This window comes from Rahnella variigena, from assembly GCF_003610915.1.
Classification (GTDB): Bacteria; Pseudomonadota; Gammaproteobacteria; order Enterobacterales; family Enterobacteriaceae; genus Rahnella; species Rahnella variigena.
This window is the reverse complement of record NZ_NSDJ01000001.1, coordinates 316,464-333,495: the sequence shown is the minus strand read 5'-3', so window position 1 is coordinate 333,495 and position 17,032 is coordinate 316,464. Positions and strand designations below refer to the sequence as shown.

At 49.0% G+C, this 17,032-nt stretch carries 26 protein-coding genes; 21 read left to right on the top strand and 5 right to left on the bottom strand.

Going from position 1 to position 17,032, the window contains the following annotated elements:
• Window position 1: 1 nt before the first annotated feature.
• From gspG to gspC, 5 genes are read right to left on the bottom strand one after another with little or no spacing between them, the layout of a single operon-like run.
• Window positions 2-457, bottom strand: a complete 456-nt coding sequence (gene gspG, locus CKQ54_RS01650) for a type II secretion system major pseudopilin GspG (protein ID WP_112288130.1) — start codon at window positions 455-457, stop codon at window positions 2-4.
• A gap of 12 nt (window positions 458-469) precedes the next feature.
• The gene (gene gspF / locus CKQ54_RS01645) at window positions 470-1,687 is read right to left on the bottom strand and encodes a type II secretion system inner membrane protein GspF (protein ID WP_120163968.1); all 1,218 of its coding nucleotides are present in this window, start codon (window positions 1,685-1,687) and stop codon (window positions 470-472) included.
• Window positions 1,687-3,210: a type II secretion system ATPase GspE gene (gspE, locus tag CKQ54_RS01640; RefSeq protein ID WP_113878297.1), complete on the bottom strand. Its 1,524-nt coding sequence runs from the start codon at window positions 3,208-3,210 to the stop codon at window positions 1,687-1,689. The genes gspF and gspE overlap by 1 nt, the downstream gene beginning before the upstream one ends.
• A 3-nt stretch (window positions 3,211-3,213) precedes the next feature.
• Window positions 3,214-5,193, bottom strand: coding sequence for a type II secretion system secretin GspD (gene gspD, locus CKQ54_RS01635; protein ID WP_112288133.1), 1,980 nt, complete (start codon window positions 5,191-5,193; stop codon window positions 3,214-3,216).
• Window positions 5,177-6,007: a type II secretion system protein GspC gene (gene gspC / locus CKQ54_RS01630; RefSeq protein WP_120163967.1), complete on the bottom strand. Its 831-nt coding sequence runs from the start codon at window positions 6,005-6,007 to the stop codon at window positions 5,177-5,179. Before gspC ends, gspD begins: the two co-directional genes overlap by 17 nt.
• Before the next feature lie 190 nt (window positions 6,008-6,197).
• Here gspC and CKQ54_RS01625 point away from each other — a divergent pair, with 190 nt between their 5' ends.
• The 21 genes from CKQ54_RS01625 (at window position 6,198) to rpsE (ending at window position 17,029) form a co-directional block, all read left to right on the top strand.
• Entirely contained in the window at window positions 6,198-7,730 is a 1,533-nt protein-coding gene (locus CKQ54_RS01625; RefSeq protein ID WP_244220159.1) for an ExeA family protein, read from the top strand.
• A 7-nt stretch (window positions 7,731-7,737) separates the two neighbouring features.
• Window positions 7,738-8,241: a hypothetical protein gene (locus tag CKQ54_RS01620; RefSeq protein ID WP_120163965.1), complete on the top strand. Its 504-nt coding sequence runs from the start codon at window positions 7,738-7,740 to the stop codon at window positions 8,239-8,241.
• Between the two features lie 234 nt (window positions 8,242-8,475).
• Window positions 8,476-8,787, top strand: a complete 312-nt coding sequence (gene rpsJ, locus CKQ54_RS01615; RefSeq protein ID WP_009639175.1) for a 30S ribosomal protein S10 — start codon at window positions 8,476-8,478, stop codon at window positions 8,785-8,787.
• Window positions 8,788-8,820: 33 nt separating this feature from the next.
• Window positions 8,821-9,450: a 50S ribosomal protein L3 gene (gene rplC, locus CKQ54_RS01610; RefSeq protein WP_013573687.1), complete on the top strand. Its 630-nt coding sequence runs from the start codon at window positions 8,821-8,823 to the stop codon at window positions 9,448-9,450.
• Between the two features lie 16 nt (window positions 9,451-9,466).
• Complete coding sequence (gene rplD / locus CKQ54_RS01605; RefSeq protein WP_013573688.1) at window positions 9,467-10,072, top strand: 50S ribosomal protein L4; 606 nt, start codon at window positions 9,467-9,469, stop codon at window positions 10,070-10,072.
• Window positions 10,069-10,371 (top strand): 50S ribosomal protein L23, encoded by a 303-nt coding sequence (rplW, locus tag CKQ54_RS01600; protein WP_013573689.1) that lies wholly within the window; start codon window positions 10,069-10,071, stop codon window positions 10,369-10,371. The genes rplD and rplW overlap by 4 nt, the downstream gene beginning before the upstream one ends.
• Window positions 10,372-10,389: 18 nt before the next feature.
• Window positions 10,390-11,214: a 50S ribosomal protein L2 gene (gene rplB, locus CKQ54_RS01595; RefSeq protein WP_112288137.1), complete on the top strand. Its 825-nt coding sequence runs from the start codon at window positions 10,390-10,392 to the stop codon at window positions 11,212-11,214.
• A 14-nt stretch (window positions 11,215-11,228) separates the two neighbouring features.
• On the top strand, window positions 11,229-11,507 hold the full coding sequence (gene rpsS / locus CKQ54_RS01590; protein ID WP_004929772.1) for a 30S ribosomal protein S19: 279 nt from the start codon (window positions 11,229-11,231) through the stop codon (window positions 11,505-11,507).
• Window positions 11,508-11,521: 14 nt separating this feature from the next.
• Window positions 11,522-11,854, top strand: a complete 333-nt coding sequence (gene rplV / locus CKQ54_RS01585) for a 50S ribosomal protein L22 (protein WP_004391423.1) — start codon at window positions 11,522-11,524, stop codon at window positions 11,852-11,854.
• A gap of 17 nt (window positions 11,855-11,871) precedes the next feature.
• Window positions 11,872-12,570: a 30S ribosomal protein S3 gene (rpsC, locus tag CKQ54_RS01580; protein WP_013573691.1), complete on the top strand. Its 699-nt coding sequence runs from the start codon at window positions 11,872-11,874 to the stop codon at window positions 12,568-12,570.
• Window positions 12,571-12,582: 12 nt separating this feature from the next.
• The gene (gene rplP / locus CKQ54_RS01575; protein WP_009639183.1) at window positions 12,583-12,993 is read left to right on the top strand and encodes a 50S ribosomal protein L16; all 411 of its coding nucleotides are present in this window, start codon (window positions 12,583-12,585) and stop codon (window positions 12,991-12,993) included.
• A complete protein-coding gene (gene rpmC, locus CKQ54_RS01570; RefSeq protein ID WP_013573692.1) occupies window positions 12,993-13,184 on the top strand; it encodes a 50S ribosomal protein L29 in 192 nt (63 codons plus the stop codon). The genes rplP and rpmC overlap by 1 nt, the downstream gene beginning before the upstream one ends.
• Window positions 13,184-13,438, top strand: a complete 255-nt coding sequence (gene rpsQ / locus CKQ54_RS01565; protein ID WP_014333604.1) for a 30S ribosomal protein S17 — start codon at window positions 13,184-13,186, stop codon at window positions 13,436-13,438. The genes rpmC and rpsQ overlap by 1 nt, the downstream gene beginning before the upstream one ends.
• Window positions 13,439-13,608: 170 nt before the next feature.
• Entirely contained in the window at window positions 13,609-13,980 is a 372-nt protein-coding gene (gene rplN / locus CKQ54_RS01560) for a 50S ribosomal protein L14 (RefSeq protein ID WP_008457164.1), read from the top strand.
• A gap of 10 nt (window positions 13,981-13,990) precedes the next feature.
• Entirely contained in the window at window positions 13,991-14,305 is a 315-nt protein-coding gene (rplX, locus tag CKQ54_RS01555; protein ID WP_095923752.1) for a 50S ribosomal protein L24, read from the top strand.
• Window positions 14,306-14,319: 14 nt separating this feature from the next.
• Complete coding sequence (rplE, locus tag CKQ54_RS01550; RefSeq protein WP_013573695.1) at window positions 14,320-14,859, top strand: 50S ribosomal protein L5; 540 nt, start codon at window positions 14,320-14,322, stop codon at window positions 14,857-14,859.
• A gap of 13 nt (window positions 14,860-14,872) precedes the next feature.
• Complete coding sequence (rpsN, locus tag CKQ54_RS01545) at window positions 14,873-15,178, top strand: 30S ribosomal protein S14 (protein ID WP_013573696.1); 306 nt, start codon at window positions 14,873-14,875, stop codon at window positions 15,176-15,178.
• A gap of 33 nt (window positions 15,179-15,211) precedes the next feature.
• A complete protein-coding gene (gene rpsH / locus CKQ54_RS01540) occupies window positions 15,212-15,604 on the top strand; it encodes a 30S ribosomal protein S8 (protein ID WP_013573697.1) in 393 nt (130 codons plus the stop codon).
• A gap of 13 nt (window positions 15,605-15,617) precedes the next feature.
• Window positions 15,618-16,151: a 50S ribosomal protein L6 gene (rplF, locus tag CKQ54_RS01535; protein WP_112288138.1), complete on the top strand. Its 534-nt coding sequence runs from the start codon at window positions 15,618-15,620 to the stop codon at window positions 16,149-16,151.
• A 9-nt stretch (window positions 16,152-16,160) separates the two neighbouring features.
• A complete protein-coding gene (gene rplR, locus CKQ54_RS01530) occupies window positions 16,161-16,514 on the top strand; it encodes a 50S ribosomal protein L18 (protein WP_013573699.1) in 354 nt (117 codons plus the stop codon).
• 14 nt (window positions 16,515-16,528) lie between these two features.
• Complete coding sequence (rpsE, locus tag CKQ54_RS01525) at window positions 16,529-17,029, top strand: 30S ribosomal protein S5 (protein WP_013573700.1); 501 nt, start codon at window positions 16,529-16,531, stop codon at window positions 17,027-17,029.
• Window positions 17,030-17,032 lie beyond the last annotated feature (3 nt).

Genomic DNA, 17,032 nt, shown 5'->3' with positions numbered 1-17,032 from the left:
GTTATTTATCCTTCTCAACCCAGTTCTTGATGTCATCTGCCGTATTAGGTTCACCGTCTGGACCGGCAGAAAAGACATCGATAGCGCCATGTTCACCCGGGCTGAGCAGCATGTATTCATTACCCCATGGATCGGCGGGCAAACGTTTTATATATCCGTCATTGCGATAATTGGCCGGCAACGGGTTAATCGTGGGCAGGGTGACAAGGGCTTCAAGCGTCTGTTCGGTTGTCGGATAGCGGTGATTATCCAGTTTATACATATCGAGTGCGTTCTCGAGAGCGACGATATCGCTGACGGCTTTTTGCGTATCCGCCCGCTCTTTGTTACCCATGACATTAGGGACGACGAGAGCAGCCAGAACGCCAAGGATGACGATAACTACCATCAGCTCCATCAGCGTGAAGCCTTGTTGATTTTTATGCGTAGCAGAATGATGTTTTTGAATATTTAACATTGGGTTATTCCTTTAGCTGACCAGGTTATTGAGCTGGAGAATGGGTTGTAAAATCGACATGATGATGAACAAGACGATGCTCGCCATCGTGACGATTAACAGGGGTTCAAACAGAGCTAATGCCATCGAAAGCCGGTGCTGCATCAGCTTGTCCTGATTGTCTGCCGCGTGTGCCATGAGTTCGCCAAGGCGTCCGCTTTGTTCGCCGGAAGCAATCATGTAAAGCATCATGGGCGGAAAGAGGCGCGTCTGTTCCAGCACGGCAAAGAGCGAACTGCCCTGTCGGACATGTTCTGCCGCCTGGACAAGCAGGTAATGGATGCGCAGGTTGGTTATCCCTTCAGTCGAGATTTTCATTGCATCGAGTAAAGGCACACCACTTGATTGCAAAATGCTGAGGGTGCGGGCATAGCGCGCACTGTTTATCGCCCTGATAAGGGGGCCTAAAACCGCAACACTGAGCAACGCCGTATGAAAACGCATAAGGTTGTTTTGACGGCGGAGAAGCAGTTTTAAGGCAGTGATAGCTGCGAATATGCCAATGACTAACAGCCACCACGTACGCTCCAGGAATCCACTCACGCCGATTAAGATGCGGGTAGTGATGGGCAGCGTATGTTTCATATGAACAAACTGTTCGATGATTTGTGGGACGACGGCAACCAGCAGAATAATGATCACCAGGATGGCGACGATCGTGAGCATGGCCGGGTAGATCATGGCCTGAGACAGTTTGCTTTTGATCTGTTGCCGGATTTCATAATAATCCGCCATTTTTTCCAGTACGGTACCGAGCTGTCCGGTTCGTTCACCGGCGGTGACCAGCGTTCTAAACATCGGGTCAAAGATGCGCGGGTAATCAGCCAGAGCATCGGCAAGGGAGTGTCCTTCCACTACTTTATGACGAATGGCTGTAAGTACTTGCGTGAGTCCGGCGTGCTCTGTTTGTCGGGCGATCACGGCCAAAGCGGCTTCTACGGGCAGGGCTGCATTGGTTAATGTCGCAAGCTGACGTGAAAATAATGAGACAGCATGGGATGGGACGCGGGTTTTTAATCCTTTGTTTTTCATCTTGCTGGCAGTCAGCGAGTTGCCGACTTGCTTTATTTCAACAAGCGTTAACCCTCGCTCCCGCATAATCTGGCGAGCCTGGCGGAGAGTATCGGCTTCAATTACGCCACGTTGCGTCTTGCCCGTCGAATCGATGGAATGAAAGGAGAAGCGGCTCATCAGACAGAGTTCCCTGTCGTAATCTCTTGTTCCGCGGTGACCCTGATCACTTCTTCAAGAGTGGTTTCGCCACTGATAGCCTTGAGCAAACCATTTTCCCGCAGGCTTCGGGCCTTTATGCGATGAATGTTCTCAATGGAAAACTCATCCTGATTTTCATGAATGGCCTGACGGATAGCATTATCGACCACCATGCATTCGTGGATCGCTGCCCGGCCTTTATAACCTGTGAAATGACATTGTGCGCATCCGACAGCTTTAAAAACGGCGGCCGGTGGCTCAGGTAAAAAGCGGAACAAAGGAATGTGGGAGATATCCAATGGCGCGGGTTGAGCACAATGCGGACACAGGCGCCGCACAAGGCGCTGAGCCACCACGCCTAACAGTGACGACGCGAGGAGGAAAGGTTCAAGTCCCATGTCACGTAAACGAGTGATGGCACCGACTGCGCTGTTGGTGTGCAGCGTTGACATCACCAGGTGACCGGTCAGTGAGGCCTGAACTGCAATTTGAGCGGTTTCACTGTCGCGGACCTCACCGACCATAACGACATCCGGATCCTGGCGTAAAATTGCCCTTAGCCCGAGAGCAAATGTCATGTCTACACGCGGATTAACCTGCGTCTGACCCACGCCTTCCAGCTCATACTCAATCGGGTCTTCTACGGTAAGAATGTTCCGCTCGTTATTGTTCAGCGCAGAGAGCACTGCGTACAGGGTTGTGCTTTTGCCGGAACCGGTCGGGCCGGTGACCAGAATGATCCCGTGGGGTTTATGGATTAATGCTGTGAGCCGTTGCTCATCCTGTTGGGACAGGCCAAGTTTCGGGATATCGAGGCATAAGTTGTTTTTATCCAGCAGGCGCATCACAACACGTTCGCCATACTGAGCAGGAATGGTTGAAACGCGAATATCAATCGCCCGGTGGCCGATACGCAGCGAAATGCGCCCGTCCTGAGGTAAACGTTTTTCAGCGATATCCAGTTTTGCCATGACCTTGATACGGGATACGAGGAACGGTGCCAGTTTGCGTGCCGGTTGCAGGATCTGGCGCAGGACTCCATCGATACGGAACCGAATACTCAGCATGCGTTCGAAGGTTTCGATATGAATATCTGAAGCGCCTTCTTTTACTGCTTCGGACAGCACCGCATTAATCAGGCGGATAATCGGCGAGTTTTCGTCACTGGCCAGCAAGTCTTCGTTGTCAGGCAGTTCTTCAGATAAAGACAGAAGATCGACCTCGTTATCAATATCATCAATAATTTGCTGAGAGGCTCCGCTACTGCGCTGGTAAGTTGCAGATAACTTTTCATCGAAAAGTTGTGCGTCCACGATTTCAATCGCTGTGATTTCACCCATGACCCGCCGCGCTTCAAGCAGCGTTTCTACTGAAATGTCCTGACGGCAAAAAAGCACGCTATCAACCCGGGTAATGCCTTTTTCTTTTGCATAGCTATAAGGCAGAGCAGGATTGACCTGTTCTGCTTGCGGAGCCTGTGGCGATTCGATATCCCTGTTCATGGCTTATCCACTAAACGGGTTGCGAGGTTTGCCGTCATTTGGTGTAGCCGAAATGGACGTTTTAGGTACAGTTTTTTCCGGGTAATCCGGTAAAACAGAACGGGTATTTGGTATGAGCAGATCCTGATGATCTTCATCCTGACGTGCTTTCTGCAACTTCTGGAAATGTGAATATTTCTTGTTAGAAATTGAGGAATACACCTCATCATCACGAATAATTGTCGGCCGGATAAATACCATAAGATTGCGTTTAGCTGATTCTGTACTGGTATAGCGGAACAAATTGCCTACCCACGGAATGTCACCCAGCAGAGGGACTTTCGATTTGGTTTCTTTGGTACTGTCATCCAGCAAACCACCAAGCACGACGGTTTCCCCGGTTCGAACCAGCACGGCGTTGGAAATAGTGCGGGTATTGAAGGTTGGGCCCAGCGAAGAGTTGGTAGAAGTATCCACGCTGGACACTTCCTGTTCGATTTCCATCAGCACTGAGTCACCTTCGTTGATTTGTGGTGTGACCTTTAATTTCGTGCCGACGGTTTTGTAAACCACGCTGCTATAAATGTTGTCGCCGGATGTGGTCTGTGAGCCGGAGAGGGAAGGGACTTCCTGACCGACGTTGAATGAGGCTTCTTTATTATCGAGTGTGACGATGCTCGGCGTGGCAAGAATGTCGTTTTTATTACTGGTGGATAAGGCGGTCATTAAGACATTCCAGTCACCGCTAAAGAAACCAGCTGTCATGCCGTTGAAAGTTTGCAGGGTACTACTGAGGGGGTTATCGCTGCTGATTACACCGTCTTTTTTGTACTGCCGTACGCCAGCCGCAACGGTCGATATCGGTGCTCCGGTACCGGTAAATTGTGTTCCGCCAAATTTGTCGTTGCTCCACTGGATACCCAGGTTGAGTCCGTTACCATCCTGAACCTCAACAATAATGGCTTCGACTAACACTTGTGCACGGCGGATATCGAGCTTGGTAATGACCTGCTCAAGTGACTGCATTACATCCTGCTGTGCAGTAATGACGATGGAGTTAGTTTGTTCATCCGCGGTGATACTCATCGGCTTGCCAGAGCCACCCCCTGATTGACTCGACTTGCCATCTTTCATCTCCTGCGTGATACCTGTCAGGACGGGAACAATTTTTTCTGCTTTAGCATATTTCAGATAGAAAACACGGGTGTTGCCCTGGGATGACTGGTCTTTATCAAGCTGGCTGACCAGTTTTGCTGCGCGGCTGCGTACGCCTTCTGGCCCGCTGACGATTAAGGTATTGGTTCTCTCATCTGCGACGATTTTGGCTTGTAATATGGAAGACGATTGCCCTTTGGATTCTTCGCGGATCAGGTTATTCATCATCTCTGCCATTTCTGGCGCAGAGGCGTATTTAAGTTTGATGGTTTGCCTTTGCTGGTCACCCATTGTGTCAACGCGTTCGACCAGATCAACAAGCCGGTTGATCACAGAAGCCCTGCCGGTCAGAAGTAAGACATTGGACGGTTCGTAGTGAACGACATTACCGACTCCGGTGCTGTCATTCATCTGGCGAAGCAAAGGGGCCAATTCCCTGACCGGCACATTACGAAGCGTCACGACACGGGTGACAATTTCATCTCCTTTGCCGGGACGGTTTTTGTCCGCGACAGGTACGCCTGACATCTTGGCATTCGCTGAACGCACGACCTTCAGCAGCCCGTTATCCATCGGAACCACGGCATAACCATAGACATCCAGCACACTTAGAAAGAATTGGTAGTATTGCTCTTCATTCAGAACATCATAGCTTTTTACAGAAACAGTTCCCTGCACGGAGGGGTCGATAAGGATGGTTTTATTGAGATTCTTACTGACGGTATCAATAAACTCTTTAATATCCGTGCCTTTAAAACTCGCAGTAAATTCTTCCGCGTGGACAATCCCAGGAAGAGTGGCAAATAATATGCATGCCTTTACTAAGAGGGGGTTAATGAACTTCTTCATAACTTTCTGTATCCAACGATGTTTCGATAGTAGCTAAATTTATATAGATATTCTGAAGCTGATTCTCTCTCAGAACGGTAAGTTGCACATCTCTCAGACTTTCCAGTTGCTCAATGTGTTTTTCTGCGGTGGTAATGTCGTCGAGAGCTTGTCCATTTATTTTCATGACAACCTCGTCAGGAATGAGTCCCGTTCTAAGATAAATATTACTGCCGGTTCTGGGATTAAACCTATAACCTGCAAGTTTCTCATCTTTATATATGGGGTTGGCAACTAAATAATGCATTAAGTATTTTGCATGTTCTCTTTTAGCCTTCGATTTTAACGGTTCAGGATGTTTATTATCTCTTAATTTATCATTAAGGAATAAAGTTACCGTTCCCCGAGGTGTGCGTATTAACACTTCATCAGGTTTGACTGACTGCAGGTAGACATTATCCATATCAGCAATTTTCTCGCCCTCCCGATAGCTGTGCTGACCGGAAGGACCATGCAGGATGGCCAGCGAGCGGCTGCTGTCGCTGCTTGCCAGAATCCCCTTGAGGACTAACGGCAACTTAAGATTCACGGCAGAAGACTGTACTGCCTGTTTAAGCGCAGGTTTTTTACGATTCAAGAAGAGCGTATTTGGCGTATTGGCTGCGGGTTGGAACGTGCGAGAAGGCTGCAACGACCCACTGCTTGTTCCGTCACTCATCACAAAAATGAATATGCTTGAGCAACAAAGCATTGAGCATGTGAATATAATTGCGATATACATTGCCATCTTCAATGATATCTTTGGCCAATACCTTTTATTCTTGATGGCATACATGTGTTGGATCATTCCTTTGCACTTTCATTATTCCAGTGGGTTACTTATTAGGCTATATTATACGCAGAAAAACATTGATGCACATTAATACATGTTCAATATGAATGAGGTTGTGTGTCTTGATTTTTCAGACTGACTCCTCTTTCGGGTTCTTGTATTTATACACCATTCATTGAATGTGTAAAATGTTATGGAAATTGGCATGTACTGTGATTACTTTAAACTTATTACCCACCCGTTTCTGGACGGTAATTATTTCAATAATATACGTTTGTTAGCTGCTCAGGACTTTATTCGTCAGACGTTAAATCAGGGCGGCATTGCGATTATCGGTGGGAATAAAGGCGTGGGGAAAACACGCCTGGCACATGAAATAGCCAGAGAGAGTCAGCGCAAAGTCCTGAACTTAAGTGCAGCCGCAGTGAACGATGCCGATAACGAAAGCCTCGGTCAGTTGTTAGCCTGTTGTTTTCATTTAAAAAAATGGCGAACATTGCCAACTTCTATACTTCCTCTGCGAATTGCAGAATTTTTTGGACAAACGGAAAATACCGCTCAGCCGTGGTTGATCGTTGTAGACAATGCCGAAAATCTCTGTGCAGAAAGCTATGAGTTTTTAAGAACATTCAAAAGCTATCCGCAATCCTCCCGCATTTCGTTTCTGTTAGTTGAAGAACGGAAAGGGATTTCTGGCGACGGTAAAGGATGCCGGAAGCCTTTTCCACATACTGATTACCATCTGCTTCCAATGAGCTTTACCGAAACCTCAGATTATTTGTCACAACGACTGCAATCAGCTGGAGCGGAACCCGCATTAATCCACGGACCGGTGGCCAAACTGCTGCATAACGCTTCGGGGGGACGATTCCAATTGATCAATGAATTGGCCGCGGACTCACTTAACAGCGCTTATGCAGAAAAAACACCGTCAGTCACCTACCGGCAGATGAAGGTTTGTATAGAAGCCCGCGGGCTGATGCCGGGCAGAAAAAAATGCCTCACGCTGCTCATCGCCTCGTACATGCTTTTTGGCGGTATTTTGGGTTGGACCTATTTCAACTATGCAAAACCATATCTCCCCCTGCCCGTAACCCTTTCGCAAAGGCTGCATGAAATCCCTGCGGGAGCGAGCACAATCAGTGAAGTTGGCAGTAATGAGCGTCACGGTATGCGTCAGCTCTTCCAGGTATGGGGATATGATGTATCTGCTGATGATGCGTTTTGCGATCAAGCTGCGCGGGCGCAACTGACCTGCAAAAAAGGCACAGCAATACTCGATACCTTAATAGAGGAAGGCATGCCCTGGCTGAACCCGATTAACGTCGATGGGCAGACTGTCTATGTGACCGTAGTGAAAGTGACAGATGAGACACTGGATATTCTCATTAAAGGCGATACGTGGACGGTCCAGCGCAACTGGTTTGATAGCGTGTGGGCGGGGGAGTATACCCAGCTATTGCCACAGACACCGAGCGGGAAGAGCGTCATCAACAATACCAGCCCAGAAACGGATACTGCCTGGCTGGATATGACCCTCAGTAAAATCCTGAACCTGCCATTCAGTAAAACCGGGCGATGGGACAACGATTTGACCGGTAAAATTAAATTATTCCAGCAACGGGAAAATCTGGCCGTTGATGGGCGGGTAGGTAAAGGCACCCTCATACAAATAGCTAAACGTACTGGCAACATGCCTGAACTGCTTACAAAAGAAGATCTCTAGGTCAAAAATGCAAAATATCCATTTATCGGCTTACACAAGCCACTTAAACAAACAAAAGGTAAGGGTGGCGGTTCGTCGCTCGCTCAGGAAAAGTCTATATTGCCTGATGTTTATCGGCCTTTTTCTGTCCGCAGGTGGGCTGGCCGGTTCATATCTCCATCTGGCATACCTTAACTGGCAGAGTCACCGGATTGCCGTCAGTGAAGAGTCTCACCTTCCTTATAAGCAATCCCCTTTGCATTACATCTATAAGAACAGAACGCTGCCCGCAGTGAATCAAACGGCCTCTATAGATGACAATTCTACGCCCGAGGATGAATTACCTGCCGAAGCAGCGGATGCAGCGGACTATTCAGCGACTGAAAATGAGGCTCAGGAAGATGCCCCCGTTGATGAAAGTGATGACAATCAAATCATGGCGTTAGAAAAGAAGAGCCCTGACATGCCATTACAGGAATGGCTTAAGAAGGCGATGATTGAGCAGCAGCAAGAAGAGAAAAGCGCAAAATAAAAGCATTTTCAGTGTGGTTTGGATTGCTTCTTGCTGGTGTTTAAGTATAATGCGCGGGCTTACCTAATCTTGGTAAGTCTGATTCAATATGAGTCAGTGGGCCGATGAGTTTACTTGCCGGTCAACAATACTCCCGATATGGGGGTTATGTGAAGAACGATTACACTCTCCCATCAATCGAAATGGGTTTGAGGAGTAATCATTTACGTTTAAAATAATTGGAGCTCTGGTCTCATGCAGAACCAAAGAATCCGTATCCGCCTGAAAGCGTTTGATCATCGTCTGATCGATCAATCAACTGCGGAAATCGTTGAGACTGCGAAGCGCACTGGTGCGCAAGTTCGTGGTCCAATCCCGCTGCCGACCCGCAAAGAGCGCTTTACCATTCTGATTTCTCCGCACGTCAATAAAGATGCGCGCGATCAGTATGAGATTCGCACTCACAAGCGTCTGGTTGACATCGTTGAGCCAACCGAGAAAACCGTTGATGCTCTGATGCGTCTGGATCTGGCTGCTGGTGTAGACGTGCAGATCAGCCTGGGTTAATCAGGGTCATTGAGCGATTGAGAGGTTGAAACAATGATTGGTTTAGTCGGTAAGAAAGTGGGTATGACTCGTATCTTCACTGAAGATGGCGTTTCTATCCCTGTAACCGTTATCGAAATTGAAGCAAACCGCGTTACTCAGGTCAAAGACCTGGACAACGACGGTTACCGCGCTGTGCAAGTTACTACTGGTAGCAAAAAAGCTAACCGTGTAACCAAACCAGAAGCGGGTCACTTCGCTAAAGCTGGCGTAGAAGCTGGCCGCGGTCTGTGGGAATTCCGCCTTGCAGAAGGTGAAGAGTTCACTGCAGGTCAGAACATTAGCGTTGAAATTTTCGCAGACGTTAAGAAAGTTGATGTTACCGGTACTTCTAAAGGTAAAGGTTTTGCTGGCACAGTTAAGCGCTGGAATTTCCGTACCCAAGACGCGACCCACGGTAACTCCTTGTCTCACCGTGTTCCGGGTTCTATCGGTCAGAACCAGACTCCGGGCAAAGTGTTCAAAGGCAAGAAAATGGCAGGCCAACTGGGTAACGAGCGTGTAACCGTTCAAAGCCTGGACGTAGTACGTGTTGACGCTGAGCGCAACCTGCTGCTGGTCAAGGGTGCTGTTCCGGGTGCAACCGGTGGCAACCTGATCGTTAAACCTGCTGTTAAGGCTTAACGTCGAGGAGATAGGAATGGAATTAGTAGTGAAAGACGCGCAGAGCGCGCTGACTGTTTCCGAAACTACCTTCGGGCGTGATTTCAATGAAGCGCTGGTACACCAGGTCGTTGTTGCTTATGCAGCAGGTGCCCGTCAAGGTACTCGCGCTCAGAAGACCCGTGCTGAAGTAACCGGTTCCGGTAAAAAACCTTGGCGTCAGAAAGGTACTGGCCGTGCGCGTTCAGGTTCTGTAAAGAGCCCGATCTGGCGTTCCGGTGGTGTAACCTTCGCTGCAAAGCCACAGGACCACAGTCAAAAAGTAAATAAAAAGATGTACCGCGGCGCGCTGAAAAGCATCCTGTCCGAACTGGTACGTCAAGATCGTTTGATCGTTGTCGAGACGTTCTCTGTAGAAGCGCCTAAAACTAAGCTGCTGGCACAGAAACTGAAAGACATGGCTCTGGAAGACGTGCTGATTGTAACTGGCGAAGTCGACGAGAATCTGTTCCTGGCCGCACGTAACCTGTACAAGGTTGACGTTCGTGATGTAGCAGGTATCGATCCAGTAAGCCTGATCGCCTTCGACAAAGTAGTTATGACTGCTGACGCTGTGAAGCAAGTTGAGGAGATGCTGGCATGATTCGTGAAGAACGTCTGCTGAAAGTGCTGCGCGCGCCGCACGTTTCTGAAAAAGCGTCTACTGCGATGGAAAAGAACAACACCATCGTTCTCAAAGTTGCCAAAGACGCGACTAAAGCGGAAATCAAAGCTGCGGTTTCGAAACTGTTTGAAGTCGAAGTCGAAGATGTGAACACCTTGCTGGTTAAAGGCAAAGTTAAACGTCACGGTCAGCGTGTTGGTCGTCGTAGCGACTGGAAAAAAGCTTACGTAACCCTGAAAGAAGGCCAGAATCTGGACTTCATCAGCGGCGCTGAGTAAGTCGGAGGAGTAAGAACAATGGCAATTGTTAAATGTAAACCTACATCTCCGGGTCGTCGCCACGTTGTTAAAGTGGTTAACCCTGAGCTGCACAAGGGTAAACCTTATGCTCCGCTGCTTGAAAAACTGAGCAAAAGCGGTGGCCGTAACAACAATGGCCGTATCACCACCCGTCATATCGGTGGTGGCCACAAACAGCATTATCGTCTGGTTGACTTCAAACGCAACAAAGATGGTATCGCTGCAGTGGTTGAGCGTCTGGAGTACGATCCGAACCGTTCCGCGAACATCGCGCTGGTTCTGTACAAAGACGGCGAACGCCGTTACATCCTGGCGCCGAAAGGCCTGAAAGTGGGTGACCAGATCCAATCTGGCGTTGATGCTGCAATCAAGACAGGTAACACCCTGCCTATGCGCAACATCCCAGTAGGTTCAACGGTTCACAACGTAGAAATGAAACCAGGTAAAGGCGGCCAAATGGCTCGTTCTGCTGGTGCCTACGTTCAGATCGTTGCTCGTGACGGTTCCTACGTAACTCTGCGTCTGCGCTCTGGCGAAATGCGTAAAGTTCAGATCGATTGCCGCGCCACCTTAGGTGAAGTCGGTAACTCTGAACACATGCTTCGCGTTCTGGGTAAAGCAGGTGCTGCTCGTTGGCGTGGTATTCGTCCTACCGTTCGCGGTACTGCGATGAACCCAGTCGATCACCCACACGGTGGTGGTGAAGGTCGTAACTTTGGTAAGCACCCGGTAACTCCATGGGGCGTTCAAACCAAAGGTAAGAAGACCCGTAGCAACAAGCGTACTGATAAATTCATTGTACGTCGCCGTAGCAAAAAATAATTAGAGGATAAGCCATGCCACGTTCTCTCAAGAAAGGTCCTTTTATTGACCTGCACTTGCTGAAGAAGGTAGAGAAAGCGGTGGAAAGCGGTGACAAGAAGCCTTTGCGCACTTGGTCCCGTCGTTCAACGATCTTTCCTAACATGATCGGTTTGACCATCGCTGTCCATAATGGTCGTCAGCACGTACCAGTATTTGTTTCCGATGAAATGGTCGGTCACAAACTGGGTGAATTCGCGCCGACTCGTACTTATCGCGGCCATGCGGCTGATAAAAAAGCTAAAAAGCGCTAAGGTAGGAGGAAGAGATGGAAACTATCGCTAAACATCGCCACGCTCGTTCTTCTGCTCAGAAGGTTCGCCTTGTTGCTGACCTGATTCGCGGTAAGAAAGTGTCGCAAGCTCTGGAAACTCTGGCCTACACCAACAAGAAAGCTGCTGGTCTGGTTAAGAAGGTACTAGAGTCTGCCATTGCTAACGCAGAACACAACGATGGCGCTGACATCGATGATCTGAAAGTCACGAAGATTTTCGTAGACGAAGGCCCAAGCATGAAGCGCATTATGCCGCGTGCTAAAGGTCGTGCAGATCGCATTCTGAAGCGCACCAGCCACATTACTGTGGTTGTGTCCGATCGCTGAGACTCTGGAGACTAGCAATGGGTCAGAAAGTACATCCTAATGGTATTCGACTGGGTATTGTCAAACCTTGGAACTCTACTTGGTATGCAAATACCAAAGATTTCGCTGACAACCTGGACGGCGACTTTAAAGTTCGTCAGTTCCTGACTAAGGAATTGGCGAAAGCTTCCGTTTCTCGCATCGTTATCGAGCGTCCAGCGAAGAGCATCCGTGTGACTATTCACACTGCTCGTCCTGGCATCGTTATCGGCAAGAAAGGTGAAGATGTCGAAAAACTGCGTAAGGTCGTAGCGGATATCGCTGGCGTTCCTGCGCAGATTAACATCGCCGAAGTCCGTAAACCGGAACTGGACGCAAAATTGGTTGCTGACAGCATCACTTCACAGCTGGAACGTCGTGTTATGTTCCGTCGTGCTATGAAGCGTGCTGTACAGAACGCAATGCGTCTTGGCGCTAAAGGTATCAAAGTTGAAGTAAGCGGCCGTCTTGGCGGTGCTGAAATCGCGCGTACCGAATGGTACCGTGAAGGTCGTGTTCCGTTGCATACTCTGCGTGCGGATATCGATTACAACACATCTGAAGCGCACACCACTTACGGTGTAATCGGCGTTAAGGTATGGATCTTCAAAGGTGAGATCCTGGGTGGTATGGCTGCAGTTGAACAACCGGAACCGGCTGCTCAACCTAAAAAGCAGCAGCGTAAAGGCCGCAAGTAAGGAGAGTCGCTGATGTTACAACCAAAGCGTACAAAATTCCGTAAGGTGCACAAGGGCCGCAACCGTGGTCTTGCGCAAGGTACGGATGTGAGCTTCGGCACTTACGGTCTGAAAGCTGTTGGCCGTGGTCGTCTGACTGCTCGTCAAATTGAAGCAGCACGTCGTGCGATGACCCGTGCAGTTAAGCGTCAAGGTAAGATTTGGATCCGAGTATTCCCGGACAAACCGATCACCGAGAAACCGCTCGAAGTTCGTATGGGTAAAGGTAAAGGCAACGTAGAGTATTGGGTTGCTTTGATCCAGCCTGGTAAAGTCCTGTACGAAATGGACGGTGTGCCTGAAGAGCTGGCTCGTGAAGCCTTCCAGCTGGCAGCAGCCAAACTGCCTATCAAAACCACCTTTGTAACTAAGACGGTGATGTAATGAAAGCACAAGAGCTGCGCGAAAAAAGCGTGGAAGAGCTGAACACTGAGTTGCTGAACCTTTTGCGTGAGCAGTTTAACCTGCGCATGCAAACGGCAAGCGGTCAGTTGCAGCAAACACACCTGTTGAAGCAAGTGCGTCGTGATGTTGCACGTGTGAAAACTTTACTGACTGAAAAGGCGGGTGCGTAATGACTGACAAGATCCGTACTCTGCAGGGTCGTGTAATCAGTGACAAAATGGAAAAATCCATTGTTGTTGCGATTGAACGCGTGGTGAAACACCCGATTTACGGTAAGTTCATCAAACGTACGACCAAATTGCACGTACATGACGAGAACAATGAATGTGGTATCGGCGACGTTGTGGAAATCAGCGAATGCCGTCCACTGTCTAAGACTAAGTCTTGGACCTTGGTTCGCGTTGTAGAGAAAGCGATTCTGTAATACAGTAGCGCCTCTCGAAAATAGGTAAACGGCTCATGTACGTGGGCCGTTTATTTTTTCTACCCATAATCGGGAACCGGTGTTATAATGCCGCGCCCTCATATTGTGGGGATTTCTTAACGACCTATCCTGGGTCCTAAAGTTGTAGTTGACATTAGCGGAGCACTAACATGATCCAAGAACAGACTATGCTGACCGTGGCCGACAACTCCGGTGCACGTCGCGTAATGTGTATCAAGGTTCTAGGTGGCTCGCACCGTCGCTACGCAGGCGTCGGCGACATCATCAAAATTACCATCAAGGAAGCAATTCCTCGCGGTAAGGTGAAGAAAGGCGATGTGCTGAAGGCGGTAGTGGTGCGCACCAAGAAGGGTGTTCGTCGCCCGGACGGTTCTGTCATTCGCTTCGATGGTAATGCATGCGTTATTTTAAACAATAACAGCGAGCAGCCAATCGGCACGCGTATTTTTGGGCCGGTAACTCGTGAACTGCGTAATGAGAAGTTCATGAAAATTATCTCTCTGGCACCAGAAGTACTCTAAGGAGCGAACCATGGCAGCGAAAATCCGTCGCGATGACGAAGTTATCCTGCTTACCGGTAAAGATAAAGGTAAGCGCGGTAAAGTAAAAAATGTCCTGTCTTCTGGCAAGGTCATTGTTGAAGGTATCAACCTGGTTAAAAAACATCAGAAGCCTGTACCGGCCCTGAACCAACCAGGTGGCATCGTTGAAAAAGAAGCTGCAATTCCGGTTTCTAACGTTGCGCTCTTCAACACGGCTACTGGCAAGGCGGACCGTGTAGGCTTTAGATTCGAAGACGGCAAAAAAGTCCGTTTCTTCAAATCTAACAGCGAAACTATCAAGTAATTTGGAGTAGTACGATGGCGAAACTGCATGATTACTACAAAGACGATGTCGTAAAAAAACTCATGGCTGAGTTTGGTTACAATTCTGTCATGCAAGTCCCTCGGGTCGAGAAGATCACCCTGAACATGGGTGTTGGTGAAGCGATCGCTGACAAGAAACTGCTGGATAACGCAGCAGCTGACCTGGCAGCAATCTCCGGTCAAAAACCGCTGATCACCAAAGCACGCAAATCAGTTGCAGGCTTCAAAATCCGTCAGGGCTATCCGATCGGCTGTAAAGTAACCCTCCGCGGCGAACGCATGTGGGAGTTCTTTGAGCGTCTGGTCTCCATTGCTGTACCACGTATTCGTGACTTCCGCGGCTTGTCTGCTAAGTCTTTCGATGGTCGTGGTAACTACAGCATGGGCGTGCGTGAACAGATCATCTTCCCGGAAATCGATTATGATAAAGTCGATCGCGTTCGTGGTTTAGATATTACTATCACCACTACTGCGAAATCCGATGATGAAGGCCGTGCGTTGCTGACAGCCTTTAACTTCCCGTTCCGCAAGTAAGGCAGGGTTACTAATGGCTAAGCAATCCATGAAAGCACGCGAAGTCGTTCGCGTAAAACTGGCTGATAAATACCGCGCTAAACGCGAGGAATTGAAAGCTATTATCTCTGGTGTGAACTCATCCGACGAAGATCGTTGGGATGCAGTTCTTAAGCTGCAGTCTCTGCCGCGTGATTCCAGCCCGTCTCGTCAGCGTAACCGCTGCCGTCAAACTGGTCGTCCGCATGCTTTCCTGCGGAAGTTCGGGTTGAGCCGTATTAAGGTCCGTGAAGCCGCTATGCGCGGTGAAATTCCGGGTCTTAAGAAGGCTAGCTGGTAATTGTCACCAATTGAATCACGGGAGTAAAGACAGATGAGCATGCAAGATCCGATCGCGGATATGCTGACCCGTATCCGTAACGGTCAAGCCGCGAACAAAGTTGCGGTCACCATGCCTTCCTCCAAGCTGAAAGTGGCTATTGCCAACGTGCTGAAGGAAGAAGGCTATATTGAAGAATTTAAAATCGAAGGCGACGCCAAACCTGAACTGGAATTAGTACTGAAGTACTTCCAGGGCAAGGCAGTGGTAGAAAGCATTCAACGTATCAGCCGTCCAGGTCTGCGCATCTATAAGAAAAAAGATGAGCTGCCAAAAGTTATGGCCGGTATGGGTATCGCTGTTATTTCTACCTCTAAAGGTGTTATGACCGATCGTGCAGCTCGCCAGGCTGGTCTTGGTGGCGAGATTATCTGCTACGTAGCTTAATTGGGAGGAAAGAATGTCTCGTGTTGCAAAAGCACCCGTCGTCATTCCTGCCGGCGTAGAGGTAAAACTCAACGGTCAGGTTATTTCGATTAAGGGTAAAAACGGCGAGCTGTCACGTACTATCCATGACGCTGTTGTAGTTAAGCAGGAAGAAAATGCACTGACTTTCGCTCCACGCGAAGGCGCTGCAGACGGTTGGGCCCAAGCGGGTACCACTCGTGCACTGTTGAACTCTATGGTTGTAGGTGTTACCGACGGCTTCACTAAAAAGCTTCAACTGGTAGGTGTTGGTTATCGTGCTGCTGTTAAAGGCAACGTGGTGAATTTAGCCTTAGGCTTCTCTCACCCGGTCGATCACCAACTGCCGGAAGGCATTACTGCAGAATGTCCGACCCAAACCGAAATCGTGCTGAAAGGCGCTGATAAACAGGTTATCGGTCAGGTTGCTGCGGATTTACGTGCCTACCGTCGTCCTGAGCCTTATAAAGGCAAGGGTGTCCGTTACGCCGACGAAGTCGTGCGTACCAAAGAGGCTAAGAAGAAGTAAGGTAACACTATGGATAAGAAATCTGCTCGTATCCGTCGTGCGACCCGCGCACGCCGCAAGCTCAAAGAATTGGGTGCGACTCGTCTGGTGGTACATCGTACCCCGCGTCATATTTACGCACAGGTCATCGCACCAAACGGTTCTGAAGTAATAGTTGCTGCATCTACTGTAGAAAAAACTATCACTGAGCAACTGAAGTATACCGGCAACAAAGATGCTGCCACTGCTGTAGGTAAAGCTATCGCAGAACGCGCATTGGAAAAAGGGATCACGAAAGTATCCTTTGACCGTTCCGGTTTCCAATATCATGGTCGAGTCCAGGCACTGGCAGATGCTGCCCGTGAAGCTGGCCTTCAGTTCTAAGGAAGAGGTTTAAGATGGCTCACATCGAAAAACAAGCTGGCGAACTGCAGGAAAAGCTGATCGCGGTAAACCGCGTATCTAAAACCGTAAAAGGTGGCCGTATCTTCAGCTTTACCGCACTGACAGTAGTTGGTGATGGTAACGGTCGCGTTGGTTTTGGCTACGGCAAAGCACGCGAAGTTCCGGCAGCGATCCAGAAAGCGATGGAAAAAGCCCGTCGCAACATGATGAATGTCGCGCTGAATAGCGGCACCCTGCAGCATCCTGTTAAAGGTGCTCATACGGGTTCCCGTGTGTTCATGCAGCCGGCTTCCGAAGGTACCGGTATTATCGCCGGTGGTGCAATGCGCGCCGTCCTGGAAGTTGCAGGGGTTCATAACGTATTGGCTAAGGCTTATGGTTCCACCAACCCGATCAACGTGGTTCGTGCAACTATCGATGCTTTGGCAAATATGAAATCCCCACAAATGGTCGCTGCCAAGCGTGGTAAATCCGTTGAAGAAATTCTGGGGTAATTA

Bases quoted from the DNA above. Each gene is read 5' to 3' on its own strand.
- rplE (WP_013573695.1), top strand. From the start codon at position 14,320: ATGGCGAAACTGCATGATTACTACAAAGACGATGTCGTAAAAAAACTC.
- rpmC (WP_013573692.1), top strand. From the start codon at position 12,993: ATGAAAGCACAAGAGCTGCGCGAAAAAAGCGTGGAAGAGCTGAACACT.
- rplV (WP_004391423.1), top strand. From the start codon at position 11,522: ATGGAAACTATCGCTAAACATCGCCACGCTCGTTCTTCTGCTCAGAAG.
- rpsN (WP_013573696.1), top strand. From the start codon at position 14,873: ATGGCTAAGCAATCCATGAAAGCACGCGAAGTCGTTCGCGTAAAACTG.
- rplD (WP_013573688.1), top strand. From the start codon at position 9,467: ATGGAATTAGTAGTGAAAGACGCGCAGAGCGCGCTGACTGTTTCCGAA.
- rplC (WP_013573687.1), top strand. From the start codon at position 8,821: ATGATTGGTTTAGTCGGTAAGAAAGTGGGTATGACTCGTATCTTCACT.
- rpsJ (WP_009639175.1), top strand. From the start codon at position 8,476: ATGCAGAACCAAAGAATCCGTATCCGCCTGAAAGCGTTTGATCATCGT.
- rplX (WP_095923752.1), top strand. From the start codon at position 13,991: ATGGCAGCGAAAATCCGTCGCGATGACGAAGTTATCCTGCTTACCGGT.
- rplP (WP_009639183.1), top strand. From the start codon at position 12,583: ATGTTACAACCAAAGCGTACAAAATTCCGTAAGGTGCACAAGGGCCGC.
- gspC (WP_120163967.1), bottom strand. From the start codon at position 6,007: ATGTATGCCATCAAGAATAAAAGGTATTGGCCAAAGATATCATTGAAG.
- CKQ54_RS01620 (WP_120163965.1), top strand. From the start codon at position 7,738: ATGCAAAATATCCATTTATCGGCTTACACAAGCCACTTAAACAAACAA.
- gspG (WP_112288130.1), bottom strand. From the start codon at position 457: ATGTTAAATATTCAAAAACATCATTCTGCTACGCATAAAAATCAACAA.
- gspD (WP_112288133.1), bottom strand. From the start codon at position 5,193: ATGAAGAAGTTCATTAACCCCCTCTTAGTAAAGGCATGCATATTATTT.
- rpsC (WP_013573691.1), top strand. From the start codon at position 11,872: ATGGGTCAGAAAGTACATCCTAATGGTATTCGACTGGGTATTGTCAAA.
- rplW (WP_013573689.1), top strand. From the start codon at position 10,069: ATGATTCGTGAAGAACGTCTGCTGAAAGTGCTGCGCGCGCCGCACGTT.
- rpsE (WP_013573700.1), top strand. From the start codon at position 16,529: ATGGCTCACATCGAAAAACAAGCTGGCGAACTGCAGGAAAAGCTGATC.
- rplN (WP_008457164.1), top strand. From the start codon at position 13,609: ATGATCCAAGAACAGACTATGCTGACCGTGGCCGACAACTCCGGTGCA.
- gspE (WP_113878297.1), bottom strand. From the start codon at position 3,210: ATGAACAGGGATATCGAATCGCCACAGGCTCCGCAAGCAGAACAGGTC.
- rplF (WP_112288138.1), top strand. From the start codon at position 15,618: ATGTCTCGTGTTGCAAAAGCACCCGTCGTCATTCCTGCCGGCGTAGAG.
- CKQ54_RS01625 (WP_244220159.1), top strand. From the start codon at position 6,198: ATGGAAATTGGCATGTACTGTGATTACTTTAAACTTATTACCCACCCG.
- rplB (WP_112288137.1), top strand. From the start codon at position 10,390: ATGGCAATTGTTAAATGTAAACCTACATCTCCGGGTCGTCGCCACGTT.
- rpsQ (WP_014333604.1), top strand. From the start codon at position 13,184: ATGACTGACAAGATCCGTACTCTGCAGGGTCGTGTAATCAGTGACAAA.
- rpsH (WP_013573697.1), top strand. From the start codon at position 15,212: ATGAGCATGCAAGATCCGATCGCGGATATGCTGACCCGTATCCGTAAC.
- gspF (WP_120163968.1), bottom strand. From the start codon at position 1,687: ATGAGCCGCTTCTCCTTTCATTCCATCGATTCGACGGGCAAGACGCAA.
- rplR (WP_013573699.1), top strand. From the start codon at position 16,161: ATGGATAAGAAATCTGCTCGTATCCGTCGTGCGACCCGCGCACGCCGC.
- rpsS (WP_004929772.1), top strand. From the start codon at position 11,229: ATGCCACGTTCTCTCAAGAAAGGTCCTTTTATTGACCTGCACTTGCTG.